Below are 13,249 nucleotides of genomic sequence, written 5' to 3'. Positions count from 1 at the left end.
CCGCGGGCCGTCGTGGCGGAGCCTCTACTCCGCCTTGATCGCGGCCAGCATGTTCAGCTTCGCCGCGCGCCGGGCCGGCCACATCGCGGCCAGGACGCCGACCGTGCCGGCCAGCAGCAGGAAGACACCCATCCGGGCCCAGGGCAGGACCAGTTCGTACGTCGGCATCCGGGAGGCGACCAGCTCGCCGGCCGCCCAGCCGAAGAAGACGCCGAGACCGATGCCGAGGACACCGCCGAACAGGGAGATGACGAGGGACTCCAGACGGACCATCCGCTTGATGTTCCGGCGGTCGAGGCCGATCGCGCGGAGCATGCCGATCTCCTGCGACCGCTCGAAGACGGACATGGCCAGGGTGTTGATGACACCGAGGACCGCGACGATCACGGCCATGGCCAGCAGGCCGTACAGCAGGTTCAGCATCAGCGTGAACATCCGGGCGATGTCGTCGGAGAGGTCCTGACCGTCCTGGATCTTGATCGCCGGGTTGTCGCCGAGGGCCTTCGCCAGCCGGTCCTTGGCGGCTTCCGAGGCACCGGCCGAGGTCTTCACCATGACCATCATGTCGGCCGGGCGGGAGTCGGCGGGCAGCCGCTCCTCCAGCGTCCGGTTGTCCAGGAGGATGCCCCGCATCAGCTCGTTGGCCTCGTAGATCCCGGTCACGGTCAGCTTCTGCTTCTCGCCGCCCTCGAACCCGGCCGTGAACGACGTCCCGGCCTTCCAGCCGTTCTGCCGCGCGGTCTCCGTGTCCACCACGACCTTCGGGCCGCCGACCTCGAACGCGCCCTCGTCGACGGGGAGCTTCGTCAGTTCGCCGATGGCGTCGCCGTTGACGCCGGTGACGTACTCCGTCCGCCCGTCGATGCGGGATTCGGCGTTGCGCAGCGGCGAGACCGCGGTGACGCCCTCGGCGCCGGCGAGCTTCTTCTCCACATCCGGGGAGAGGAAGCTGCCGTTGGCCATCGAGACGACGTAGTCCGCCTTGATCGAGTCGGCGGCCATCTTGCCGATCGCGGTCTGCAGGCTGCCCGCCATCACCGTCATGCCCGTGATCAGGGTGAGACCGATCATCAGGGCCGAGGCGGTGGCGGCTGTGCGGCGCGGGTTGCGCACCGAGTTCTGCCGGGCGAGCTTGCCGGAGACACCGAAGACACGCAGGACCGGGGCGGCGGCCGCGATCAGCGGGCGCGACAGCAGCGGGGTCAGCACGAAGACACCGATGATCAGCAGTACCGCGCCGATCCCCATCGGGACCTGGCCGTCCGAGCCCTCCAGGGTCGTGGCGTACAGGACGGTGGCGACGCCCGCGCCGGAGAACAGCGCGCCGATCGTGTTCCGCGCGACGAGGGACCGGGTCGTGGCCTTCGCGTGGACGCTGCTCATCGCCGCCACCGGCGGGATCTTCGCCGCGCGGCGGCCCGGCAGCCAGGCGGCCAGCATGGTGATCAGGACACCGACCAGCAGGGCGGTGGCGACCGTGCCGGGCGAGACCACCAGCGGGCCGTCGGGGACGGTGTCGCCGAGCGTGCCGATCAGGACTCGCATCGCGGCGCCGATGCCGACGCCGACGGCCAGACCGGTGACCGCGGCGACCGCGCCCACCACGAACGCCTCGACCAGCACCGAGCGGGTCACCTGGCGGCGGGAGGCGCCCACCGCCCGCAGCAGGGCCAGCTCCTTGGTGCGCTGGGCGACCAGCATCGTGAAGGTGTTGGCGATGATGAACGTGCCCACGAACAGGGCGATGCCGGCGAAGACCAGCAGACCGTTCTTCAGGCCGCTCATGGACGCGGCGATCTGCGTGGCCTGCTGGGAGGCGAGCTGCTCACCGGTGACGGTGGTGGCGACGTCCTCGGGGACGGCCTTGTCGATCGCCGACCGGAGCCGGTCCTGGCTGGTGCCGGGCGTCGCGGTCACGGTGATCTCGTCGTACTCGCCCGCGCTGTGGAAGAGCTTCTGCGCGGTCGCCGTGTCGAACAGGGTGAGGCTGCCGCCGGCGGCGACATTGCCGTCGTCCGTCGTGAAGACGCCGCTGATGGTGGGGGACAGGACCGGGCCGTCGACGGACAGCCGGACGGTGTCCCCGACCTTGTAGCCGGCCCGCTCGGCGGTCTTCGCGTCGATGGCGATCTCGTTGGCGCCCCGGGGCGCGCGGCCGTCCTCGATCGGGTACCTGGGGTCGTCCTCGCCCCAGTAGTTCCCGCCCTGGGACTGGAAGCCGCCGCCGATCAGCTTGCCGTCCTTGTCGGCGAGCGCGGTGAAGCCGCTGACGACACCGGTCGCGGACTCGGCGCCGGGCACCTGCTCGACCTTCTTCAGCAGCTCGGGCGTCAGCTTCGGCTGCTCGGCGATCCGGTCGCCCTCGTCCGGGCGGTACGCCTGCTGGACGGCGACGTCCACATGGTCGAAGCCCTTGGCGGAGCTCTTCTGGTACGCCTCCGAGATGGTGTTCGTGAAGACCAGCGTGCCCGACACGAAGGCGACGCCCAGCATCACGGCGAGCACGGTCATGAGGAGTCTGGCCTTGTGCGCGAGCACGTTGCGCAGGGCGGTACGGAACATGAAAGGGGTCCCTGTTCGGGGTCGGGTGGTGAGGTGGACGGGGTCGGCGGGCGCTGCGGTCCGCCGGGCGGTCACAGCACTAGCTGGTGCGGCCCTTCGCGTCGAACCGCTTCATGCGGTCCAGGACGGAGTCCGCCGTCGGCTCGTACAGCTCGTCCACGATCCGTCCGTCGGCGAGGAAGACGACCCGGTCCGCGTACGCCGCCGCCACCGGGTCGTGCGTCACCATCACCACGGTCTGCCCCAGCTCCCGCACGGAGTTGCGCAGGAAGCCCAGGACCTCGGCGCCCGAGCGGGAGTCGAGGTTTCCGGTGGGCTCGTCGCCGAAGACGATGTCCGGCCGGGAGGCGAGGGCCCGTGCCACCGCGACGCGCTGCTGCTGGCCGCCGGAGAGCTGGGCGGGCCGGTGGCTCAGCCGGTCGGCGAGACCGACCATCCCGATCACGGTGTCGAGCCACTGCTTGTCCGGCTTGCGGCCCGCGATGTCCATCGGGAGGGTGATGTTCTCCAGCGCGGTCAGCGTCGGCAGCAGGTTGAACGCCTGGAAGATGAAGCCGATCTTGTCCCGGCGGAGCTGGGTGAGCTGCTTGTCCTTCAGGGAGCCGAGCTCGGTGTCGCCGACGCGCACGGATCCGGAGGAGAAGCCGTCCAGGCCCGCCACGCAGTGCATCAGCGTGGACTTGCCGGATCCGGAGGGGCCCATGATCGCGGTGAACTGGGCCTGCCGGAAGTCGACGGTCACCCGGTCCAGGGCGACGACCCGGGTCTCGCCCTGTCCGTAGACCTTGGACAGTTCCGTGGCGCGGGCGGCCACGGCGGTGGCCCGGTCGGCGAGGGGAGTGGTGGTCACGGGAGGGAACTCCTGTCGGGGCGAGGGCGTTTGGACGGTTCGAGGAACGTGGGCGGGCGGAACGGAGGCGGTGTCCTGGACGGTTGAGGGCCGTGCCGGCGGACGCCGCGACCCGGGCGTGGCGCCGGTGGTGCGGGGCCCTGGGGCCGGTGCGGCGATGCCTGGGTGGACGTCCGCCGTTCCGCGGCGGGCGACGTTTCGAGGATGTCTCCATCGTCGCGATCCCGAGCCGCCGTGTAGTCAGCCGCAGTTCTGGTTCCGGGGGCAGACTTCTGACTGACGGAGCGGCACGCCGTCATACCTGGGTATGACGGCGTGCCCGGAGAGGGGCCGTCCGGGGACGGCGATATTCGGACGGCATGGCCTACACGAGTCAGTCGTCACCGTGCGGGTCGTCGGGAGGTCACTCGTTCGGGCGGTGAAATTCCGTCATTCCGCATACGCCGGGTCGCACCGCACGAAAGGCTATTGGCAAGTGCGGATGGCGTGTTCCATGGGCTGATGCACCCTCAGACATCAATAAAATAAGACAACATCGGTCCGCTGTTCCGCTGTTCGGGGGAAGCCTCCCGATAGGCTCGGACCTCAGCGCGGAGCCCATGGCCTGCCCGGATGGTGGAATGCAGACACGGCGAGCTTAAACCTCGCTGCCCCTCGCGGGCGTACCGGTTCAAGTCCGGTTCCGGGCACCTTCCCTCACAGGGCGTGAGTGCGCGAGAACCCGTTGTCGACCGCCATGGCGCGCCGACGGGTGCCGCAAAGGCTGCTGTGGTCCCCGGAATGGTGTGTTCCGGGGACCGCGGCGCGTGTCAGTCCGGCAGCGAAGTCGCCGGGGCCCGGTCGGCCAGGGAGCGGACCAGGGACGTCCAGAAGGCCGGGGTGTACTCGGTGATCAGCGGCCGGGGCGTGCCCTTCGGCCAGGTGAAGGCGATGCCCGGATTGTGCAGGTCGGTGCCGTCGGGGAGGAAGAAGTGCGGACTGCCGCGCACCTCAGGCGCCTTCGACTCCTCCCACTGGTCGAAGAGGACCCCGCGGTAGGTGCCGCGGCGCAGCGCCCCGTCGAGGTGACCGGTGTCGACCAGGGGGCAGCCGTCGGCGACCGCGAGGATCTCGGAGTGGACGCTGATGCAGCGGGACTCGGCGTAGAAGGCATGACGCAGGGCCGCGTCGAGCTGGTCGGAGGCGGCCAGGCCCGCCTCCCGGGTGCCGGGCTGGGTCTTCACCGCCTGGACCGCCTCCATGGCGGGCAGCACGGTCACCGGATAGCCGGACTCAGGGCCCTGCCAGCCCGTCCACCCGAGGGCGGGTTCCCGCTCGGCCACGGCGGCGACCTCGGGGTCGAGTATCCACTTGGGTGTGGGCCGGGAGTTGAACAGCTCCAGAGGGAACGCCCGGTGGTCGACGGCGAGTTCGACGCCCTCTTCGACGGCTGCCCGCCGCAGGTTGAACAGTCCCAGCGAGGCCCAGGGGCAGCCGATGTCGGAGTACACGGTCACGGTGTTCATCACGGGGCGTTCCGTCCTCAGCGGGCTGCGGCCAGGGCGGGGCTGGCCGCCTCCGGGCGGGTGAAGGTGCGGTTGTGGTAGACGAGCGGCTCCTGGTCGCCGACGTACACGGCTTCGACCCGGCCCACGAGGATACTGTGGTCGCCGCCGTCGAGCACCGCGTGCGCGGTGCAGGCCAGCCGGGCGGTGGCGCCGGGCAGACCGGGCAGGTCCAGCTCGCAGGGGACCATGTCGCCGGTGGCGAACTTGTCGTGACCGGAGCGGGCGAAGTGCTGTGCGATGGCGGCCTGTTCGGCGGACAGGATATTGATCATGAAGCGCTCGGCGGCCGCGAACGTGTCGTGGGAGCCGGCCGACTTGGCGGGGCAGACCAGCACCAGCGGCGGGTCCAGGGAGAGCGAGCTGAACGAGCTCGCGGTGAATCCCCAGCGCCGGCCGCTCCCGTCCGTGGTGGTCACGATGGTGACGGGGCTGGGCACTTGGGCCATGGCGCGGGTGAAATCCGATGGGGCGACGGCGGACATCGGTCCTCCAGGGGCCGGGAAGCGGATGGGGGCGGTGGGGAGGGACCGACGGCCCCTCCCCCCTGCGGTCCGTGCGGATCAGGCGCTGGTCTCGCGCTGCGCGGTGAACCCGCCGGGTACCGCCGGTTCGGCGTCGAGCCAGATACCGGACGCGGTCCCGAAGCGCGGCTGCTCCGGGTCCCGGCCGTCCCAGATGATCTCGCCGCGGCGGACGGTGACGTCGGGGCGGCCGGTGAAGGTCCAGCCCTCGTACGCCGACCAGCCGACCTTGGCGTAGGTGTGCTTGGCGGCCATGATCCAGGTGACGTCCGGGTCGAACAGCGTGAAGTCGGCGTCGAGACCGACCGCGATCCGGCCCTTGCGGCCCCCCAGCCCGAACAGGTCGGCCGGCCCCTCGGCGGTGAGCCGGGCGACGTGCCGCATGGCCTCGTCGGTGGACATGCTCGGGTAGCGGCGCCGCATCCCCGTGTACAGGGCGATGATCAGCTCCTGCACCCCGGGCAGCCCGGGCGGGGCGTCCGCGACGGCCAGCAGCTTCTCCTCGACGGTGTGGGGGGCGTGGTCGCTGCCGAGGCTGGCGACGCTGCCCTCCATCACCGCGTCCCACAGCCGGCCCTTGTCCTTCTCGCAGCGGATCGCGGGACGCAGCCGGATCCGGGCGCCGAGCCGCTGGGTGTCGGGCGCGGAGAAGGACAGGTGGTGCGCGGTCACCTCGTAGGTGATCGGCAGGCCCGCCTTCGCGGCGGCCTTCAGCAGGTCCGACTCCTCGGAGGAGGAGACGTGCAGGATGTGCGCGGCGGTGCCGTGCTTGCGCACCAGTTCGATGACCCGGGACGAGGCGACGATGCCGCCGGTACGCGGGTGCGCGGACTCGTACGCGTCGTAGCCGGTCGGCGGGGCCTGGGTCTCGTCCAGCAGCGAGAAGACGCTGTCGTCCTCCGCGTGCAGGACCAGCCGGATCCCGCGCTCGGCGGCCACCTGGAAGATGCGGTCGAGGACGAGGGGGTCGCGGATGATGTTGGGCGCGGTGTGGTGACCGGTCATGAAGACCTTCACCGAGGTCGCCTGGCGGGGCTGGAGACGGCGGAGGCTCTCCACGCTGTCGACCGTGACGCCCATGTGGAAACGGAAGTCGACCAGGGAGTCACCGGAGACGGTGGACGCCTTCTCCGCGGCCAGCTCCGGCTCGATGAGCGGCGGCTGGGTGTTGGGCATGTCGATGACGGTGGTGACACCGCCGGCGGCCGCCGCGCGGCTGCCGTGCGCCCAGTCCTCCTTGTGGGTGAGGCCCGGCGTGCGGAAGTGGACGTGCGGGTCGATGCCGCCGGGGAGCAGATGGCGGCCGCCCGCGTCGATGGTCTCCTTGGCGGGCGGCTGTTCGCCGTCCGCCAGGATCGCCGATATTCGCTCACCGGAGACGGCCAGGCCTCCGGGCTTGACTCCGTCAGGGGTCACTACGCGCGCGTTGGTGACGACGAGGTCGTGGATCTGCGACACAGGTCCTCCGGGTTGGTGGGTGGGCAGGTCGGTGGTTGAGGTGGTGCTGCGGCGGCCGCGGTCAGGCGGCGGTCCAGGAGGCGCTGACCAGTTCCCGGGCCAGGTCGTTGGTCGGGCCCATGAGGCCGACCGCGCGGGCGTCGCGGGCCAGCTTGTTCAGCGGGTGGTCGTGCAGATAGCCGGCGCTCCCCAGGAGCCGCAGCGCCTCCTGCACGACCTCCTCGGAGATCCGCGAGCCGAGGATCTTGCTGTAGAGGGTGGTGTTGCCCGGTTCCGCGGAGTCCCGGCGGGCCGACGCGTCGACCAGCGAGCGGGCGGCCTCGACCTTCGCGGCGAGGTCCACCAGGCGGTGGCGCACCGCCTGCTGGTCCTCGAGGCCGCGGCGCCGCGCGTGGGCGAACGCCGTCCGGTACGCGGCGGCGGCGATCCCGGCCGAGACGGCGCCCAGCGTGGCGCCGGACTCCCGCACCCCGGCGATGATCCGGACCGCCGCGCCCACCGGGCCGAGCACGGCCGAGTCGTCGGCCTCGCAGGCGGTGAGCTCGACGAAACCGGTCGCGGAGGAGCGCATGCCGACCAGGTCCATGCCGGTGTTGGCGAACAGACCCGGGTTGCCCGCCTCGATGAGGAAGAACGTCTGGCCGTCGCTGCCGTAGGTGCTGGCGTGGCCGTCGGTCGGCGCCGACGTCTGGGCGAGCACCAGGTACACGTCGGCGAGGCCCGCCCCGGTGGTGAACGCCTTGGCGCCCTCCAGCAGCCAGCCGCCGCCCTCGGTGCGCCGCGCCTTGGTGGCGAGGTTGCGCTTGTCCGCGCCCGAACCGGACTCGCTCCACGCGGAAGCGGCGATCCACTCGCCGCTCGCCAGCCGCGGCAGGTAGCGCTCGCGCTGGGCCTCGCTGCCCCACTCGCTGATGCGGGAGCTGACGGCGTAGTGCTGGAACAGGATGATCGCGACCGACGGGTCCGCGGCGGCCGTCAGTTCGATCAGCCGGTTGGTGAGCAGGGAGCCACCCCCCTGGCCGCCGTACTCCACGGCGATGGCCGCGCCAAGGATGCCGGAGGCGCGCAGGGCGGTGAAGACCTCCTCCGGGAGCTCGGCGGCGGCGTCGGCGCTCTGCGCGTGACGGTGCAGGACGTCGGTCAGGCTCGCGTAACGCTCGGCGAGTTCGGCGCGGGTGGGAACCTCGGTGCCCGCCTGAGTGAGGGTCAGACCGCCAGCGGGAGCCATGCCGTTTCCTCCTTGTAGTCGTAGTTCTTGAGCGAGGCGATGCACGCCGGCTCGTCGAGCTGGGCGAGTTTGCGGCTGACGCTGACCCAGTGCAGGGTGTCGGCGCCGTCACCGCGCCCCGCCACCGACGCCGCGGCGGCGGTGCTGCCGCCCGGGGTGTCGATCTCGATGACACCGCGCGACAGCCCGGCCCGGCGCGCCAGCCGTTCGGGGACGGTGCCGGGGATGCTGGAGGCCGCGGCCAGGCAGGTGGTGCCGGTCAGCGCGATGCTCGGGTGCCACTTGGGCACCGAGATGGCCCGCACGGCGAGCCGGCCCTCCGTGTACTGGCCGACGGCCGCGATCTTCGGGAAGACGCCGTCGGTGGGCCACTTGAGCAGTTCGCAGGCGGCCGTACGGATCTCCAGCATGCGCGCGTACATGTCGTCGCCCGCCCCGAACAGCTCGTCCACGCTGTTCAGGCCCAACTCGTCGGCGTCCACGAACACATACGGGTTGCCCATGGAGACCAGGGACGCCTCCTGCACGCCGGTGCCGGTGATCAGCTGGTCCACCGGGTTGCCGGTGAGCAGCAGTTCGTCGAGGCGGGCCCCCGCGTCCTGGAGGAAGTGCACGGTGAAGCTGCCGCTGCGGCGGCGTGCCTCGTCCACCTCGCACACCACGTGGTCGCCGTTGTTGATGACCCGGACCCGGACCCGGCCGCCGGGAGCGAGCCGGGGCAGCCACGCCTGGCCGTCGGCGGCGACCACCGAGGCGAGGATGGAGTGCCCGCAGCTGCCCTTGAAGTCGAACCGGTCGACGCCGCCGGTCAGCCCCTGCACGAACCGGTAGTCCAGGTCGAACATGGGGTGCGCGGACGGCTCGACGAGCGCGAACTTGAGGATGTCGCCGCGGCCGTTGGCCTCCAGCCACTCCCGGATCCGGGTGAGCACCGGCGTGAGCCGCTCCTCGTCCCGGGGGAGCTGCCGGTGGTCCAGCACCAGGGTGGGGGTCGGGGCCCCCACGGCCCGTGCGATGTACCCGATCACACCGTCACCCCCGGGACGCGCCCGGCGACCGCGCCGGCGGGCGAGCAGAACTGGTCCAGCCACAGCTCGTGGACCATCAGCGACCAGATGGCCAGCGAGGCCCGGTCGTTCGGGGACTGGGCCTGGACGCGGAACAGCTCCTCGACCTTGCGCGGGTTCAGCTTGCCGCCGCGGCGCAACCGGTCCTCGGCCAGCAGGTCGCGGGCGTGGTCGAACAGCGCCTGGCCGGGCTGCAGCATGGCGGTGATGGGCAGGGTGAACGGCTGCTTCGGGCGGTTCAGGACCGACTCCGGCAGCAGGCCGTCGGCGGCGGCGTAGAGGACCTTCTTGCGGCGGGTGCCGTCGATCTTGAGGTCGGCCTTGAGGGAGCGGGCGTAGCGGACGACGCTCGGCTGGCAGAACGGCAGCCGCACCTCGACCGAGGCCGACATCGACAGGTGGTCGACGCGGCGCAGGTGGTAGGCGGGCAGCCGCTCGCCGATCTCGAACTCGGTGAGCGTGGTCATCCGGTCGGCGGTGGAGGCGCGCAGCCGCTCGGTGATCTCCTCGGCGGCGGACCCGGCCGCGGTGACGAAGCCGAGGTAGTCCGAGGAGTACAGGCTCTCCCGGAGGTTCCTCGGGACGGCGGCGAGAGCCTCGACGTAGTCCGGCACCCAGTCCGTGCCGAACGGGGCGTCCATGGCCTTCTTCAGCCGGTCGTAGCCGCCGAACAGCTCGTCGGCCGCGTCACCGGTGATGGCCACCTTGAAGCCGGCGTCGCGGACGGCGCCGAACAGGGCGTACGTGGACAGGGTGATGGGGTCGGCGTTGGGCTGCCCGAGGTGCCAGACGACGTCGGCCAGCAGCGACGGGAAGGTCGCCGGGTCGATCTCCACCTGGTGGTGGGTCGTACCGGCCCGCTCGGCGACCTCCCGGGCGAACGCCCGCTCGTCGGACGGCCAGGTGCCGGTGTACGCGATGTTGAAGGAGTGCAGGTCGCGCACCTTCTCCGCGGCCAGCACGGTGACGAGGCTGGAGTCCAGGCCGCCGCTGGTGATCGCGGAGACGGGGACGTCGGCCTCGGTGAGCCGGTGCACCTCGGTGCGCAGCAGCGACCGTACGTGCTCGGCGGCCTCCGCCTCGGCGCAGTGCGGGGAGCGGGCACCGGTGGTGGGGCGGATGGTGACGTGCATGCCGCCGGCGCGGGTGACCCGGACGGTCGCGGCCGGCGGGAGCACCTTGATGCCCTCGAACATGGTCTGCTCGCCGAACGGCGTCTTCGTCGCCAGGTAGGCGTCGAGGCCGGCTTCCGCGGGCGTGGCCTCCACGTTGCGGAAGGACAGCAGGGCGGGCAGCTCGGACGCGAAGTACAGGTGCCGTCGGGCCGCGTCCCAGTGGTAGTACAGCGGCTTCATGCCGACCTCGTCCGTGGCGAGGTAGAGCGTGGGCTCACCGCGCAGGTCGACGACGGCCACCGAGTACATGCCGTCGAGGTACTCGGGGAAGGCGGCACCGTACTCCGCGTACAGGGCCGGGATGACCGAGCCGTCGCAGGTGTCCTTGAAGGTGTGGCCGCGGGCGGAGAGCTTCGCCCGCAGCTCGTCGTGGTTGTAGATCTCGCCGTTGAAGACCACGACGATGTCCTCGCCGAGGGTGTACGGCTGGTCGCCGCCGTCGAGATCCATGATCGCGAGCCGGTTGTTGCCCAGCGCCCAGCCGGCGCCGACGGCGTGCGTCTGCGCGTCGGGGCCGCCGTGCCGCTGGGCCGCCGCCACGGACCGCAGTTCGTGCGGTGTGGCCAGGGCGTCGAAGTGACCGAATATCCTGCACATGTCTGAAGATCACCGGACCTTTGTCGAGACACCGGCGCGCTGATAGAGCACCGGATCGAACGGAGTGGGGCCACCGCACGTGGCGAAGCGGGGAGCGGCGGGGTCTTCGTCGGGGTGCCGGGTGCCGTGCGGCACACCGGGGGGCGCGTAGAGCACGTCGCCGGGCTCGGCGTCGTACCACTGGCCGTCGAGGTGGAGCTGGCCCTTGCCCTCGAAGGCGATGAACGCCTCCTCGCTCTCGGGGTGGACGTGGACGTTGAAGTACTCGCCGGGCTGCATGAAGCCGCAGTGGAGGCACAGCTGCGGGGAGCCGGTGCCCGGCCAGAAGAGGAAGTTCATGGTGGCGGTCCGGGCGGAGGCCTCCGCCTGGCCGGTGCCGGTGAAGCCCTTCAGCTGGGTCTCCTCGTTCCACAGCCGGGAGAAGCGGCGGGGCTCGGTGCCGGGGGCGCGGTCCGGGCGCAGCGTGGTGTTCCACACGTAGGCCGTGAGGTCCATGCCGGCGTCGGCGCTCAGCTCGTACAGGTCGCCGGTCGGCGTGTACACCGTGTCGGCGCGGCTGACGCGCCTGCGGGCGGCGCCGGAGGCGGCGGAGCCGGAGCCCGCGAAGACGACCACGACGTTCTCCTCGTGCGCCGAGGACTGCGGACGCCACACGGCGCCGCTGGGCACCCGGACCACGTCGAGCCGTACGATCCGCGCCCCGAGGTGCGGGCCGACCGCTGTCGCGACCCGGCAGCCGTCAAGCTGACGGAACTCCAGGTCGCCCGACTTGATGACGGCGCCCTGGACGGTTGCGGTGCTCATGGCTTTCCTTTCGCTGGGGGCGTGCGGTACGAGGGGAGGGGAGCTGGGCGAGGACGATCCCGGCGAGGACGGCGGCGGCTCCGGCGAGCTGCAGCGGGGTGAAGCCCTGACCGAGCACCACCAGGCCGAGCAGCGCGGCGACGACCGGGCTGAGCAGGCCCAGGAGGGACACGGCCACGGCGGGCAGCCGCTCCACACCGCGGAACCACACGGTGTAGGCGAACACCGCGCCCACCAGGCACAGATAGCCGTAGGCCGTTAGATTCACGGTCGTGACCCGCTGGGGGAGCCCCTCGAACAGCAGGGTGAAGGGCAGCAGGAACAGTCCGCCCAGGGCGAGTTGCCAGCCGGTGAAGGCCATCAGTCCCGCCGGGCGGCCCCACCGCTTGGTGAGCACGATGCCGAGGGCCATGCAGCCGGCGCAGCCCAGTGCGGCGGCCACGCCGACCGGGTCGAGGGCGGTGGCCGAGGCGCCGACCAGCAGCCCGACGCCGGCCGTGCCGAGCAGACATGCCGTCAGGTCCCGGCCGCGTGCCCGGTCCCCCAGCAGCGGCACGGCGAGCCCGAGGACCAGCATCGGCTGGAGCGAGCCGATCAGCGCGGCGATGCCTCCGGGAAGGCGGTAGGCCGCCACGAACAGCAGGGCGAAGAACGCGCCGATGTTGAGCACGCCGAGCACGGCGGCCCGCCCGATCCAGACGCCCCGCGGCAGGCTGCGGGTGACCAGCACCAGCAGCAGCCCGGACGGCAGGGCGCGGACCGTGGCGGCGAGCAACGGGCGGTTCTCCGGCAGGAACTCGGTGGTGACGAGGTAGGTGCTGCCCCACACCATCGGCGCGAGCGCGGCCGTCACGGCGTCGGCCGCACGGGGTCTCACGGACATCTGGGCCCCTCCTCTCATCAGGGGTGGGTCTGGGCCGAGCCTCTCCGGTTGCGGTCCCGTGTCCGTCCCGGTGTGATTCCTTCCGGTTCCCATTGGTAGTTCAGGGGATCTGATGGTTCGCGGTGAAAACGCACGTCGGGCCCGTGCCCGGCGCTCGGCCGGGACACGGGCCCGAAAAGGGTGCGGAAGGGAAGGGGCGGCCTCGGGGGACGCCAGCGGATCAGGCGGCGCCCTTGGCGGAGAGAGCCTCGTTGACCAGCTCCAGGTACTGGCGGGGCGTCTCGGCGTCCGTGACGGCGTCCTCGTCCAGGGTCACGTCGTAGTCGCGCTCGATGCGGCCCGTGGTCTGCAGGACGGCCAGCGAGTCGTAGCCGAGGACCTCGAACGGGACGTCCAGCACATCGCCGTCGAGGTTCACCGCCTCGGCCTCGCCGGCGCACTCGCGCAGCAGGTCGGTCAGCTCGGTGAGGGTGAGTGCGGGCATGGGGTTTCCTCTCGGTCTCTTGCGATTCCAGGGCATTGCGATGGGAGAGCGGGAACGGGACCGCGGCGCGGCC

Annotated in this window: 11 protein-coding genes and 1 tRNA gene; 1 reads left to right on the top strand and 11 read right to left on the bottom strand. The window is 71.6% G+C overall.

The annotated features are described in order from the left end of the window. Positions 1–24 precede the first annotated feature (24 nt). Entirely contained in the window at positions 25–2,562 is a 2,538-nt protein-coding gene (locus ACZ43N_RS28170; protein WP_468101411.1) for an ABC transporter permease, read from the bottom strand. A gap of 79 nt (positions 2,563–2,641) precedes the next feature. Next, positions 2,642–3,412, bottom strand: a complete 771-nt coding sequence (locus ACZ43N_RS28165; RefSeq protein WP_468101409.1) for an ABC transporter ATP-binding protein — start codon at positions 3,410–3,412, stop codon at positions 2,642–2,644. A 606-nt stretch (positions 3,413–4,018) separates the two neighbouring features. Here ACZ43N_RS28165 and ACZ43N_RS28160 point away from each other — a divergent pair. Beyond that, a tRNA-Leu gene (locus tag ACZ43N_RS28160) sits at positions 4,019–4,101 on the top strand. A gap of 120 nt (positions 4,102–4,221) precedes the next feature. Here ACZ43N_RS28160 and ACZ43N_RS28155 read toward each other — a convergent pair. The 9 genes from ACZ43N_RS28155 to ACZ43N_RS28115 all read right to left on the bottom strand — a co-directional run bounded on the left by ACZ43N_RS28155 (position 4,222) and on the right by ACZ43N_RS28115 (position 13,176). After that, a complete protein-coding gene (locus ACZ43N_RS28155; RefSeq protein ID WP_468101408.1) occupies positions 4,222–4,917 on the bottom strand; it encodes a DsbA family oxidoreductase in 696 nt (231 codons plus the stop codon). Between the two features lie 17 nt (positions 4,918–4,934). Beyond that, positions 4,935–5,441 (bottom strand): flavin reductase family protein, encoded by a 507-nt coding sequence (locus ACZ43N_RS28150; protein WP_468101407.1) that lies wholly within the window; start codon positions 5,439–5,441, stop codon positions 4,935–4,937. Positions 5,442–5,519: 78 nt separating this feature from the next. Continuing rightward, complete coding sequence (locus tag ACZ43N_RS28145; RefSeq protein WP_468101406.1) at positions 5,520–6,938, bottom strand: dihydroorotase; 1,419 nt, start codon at positions 6,936–6,938, stop codon at positions 5,520–5,522. A gap of 61 nt (positions 6,939–6,999) precedes the next feature. Beyond that, positions 7,000–8,166: an acyl-CoA dehydrogenase family protein gene (locus ACZ43N_RS28140; RefSeq protein ID WP_468101405.1), complete on the bottom strand. Its 1,167-nt coding sequence runs from the start codon at positions 8,164–8,166 to the stop codon at positions 7,000–7,002. Beyond that, a complete protein-coding gene (locus tag ACZ43N_RS28135) occupies positions 8,145–9,194 on the bottom strand; it encodes a PrpF domain-containing protein (protein ID WP_468101403.1) in 1,050 nt (349 codons plus the stop codon). Before ACZ43N_RS28135 ends, ACZ43N_RS28140 begins: the two co-directional genes overlap by 22 nt. Further along, entirely contained in the window at positions 9,191–11,005 is a 1,815-nt protein-coding gene (gene asnB, locus ACZ43N_RS28130; protein ID WP_468101401.1) for an asparagine synthase (glutamine-hydrolyzing), read from the bottom strand. Before asnB ends, ACZ43N_RS28135 begins: the two co-directional genes overlap by 4 nt. 9 nt (positions 11,006–11,014) lie before the next feature. Further along, entirely contained in the window at positions 11,015–11,809 is a 795-nt protein-coding gene (locus ACZ43N_RS28125; protein ID WP_468101399.1) for a cupin domain-containing protein, read from the bottom strand. Further along, the gene (locus tag ACZ43N_RS28120; protein WP_468101397.1) at positions 11,745–12,692 is read right to left on the bottom strand and encodes an EamA family transporter; all 948 of its coding nucleotides are present in this window, start codon (positions 12,690–12,692) and stop codon (positions 11,745–11,747) included. Before ACZ43N_RS28120 ends, ACZ43N_RS28125 begins: the two co-directional genes overlap by 65 nt. 220 nt (positions 12,693–12,912) lie before the next feature. Then, a complete protein-coding gene (locus ACZ43N_RS28115) occupies positions 12,913–13,176 on the bottom strand; it encodes an acyl carrier protein (protein ID WP_468101395.1) in 264 nt (87 codons plus the stop codon). Positions 13,177–13,249 lie beyond the last annotated feature (73 nt).

The sequence above is a fragment of the Streptomyces sp. NPDC030814 genome (assembly GCF_055572155.1).
This window is presented reverse-complemented; position numbering and strand designations above follow the sequence as displayed.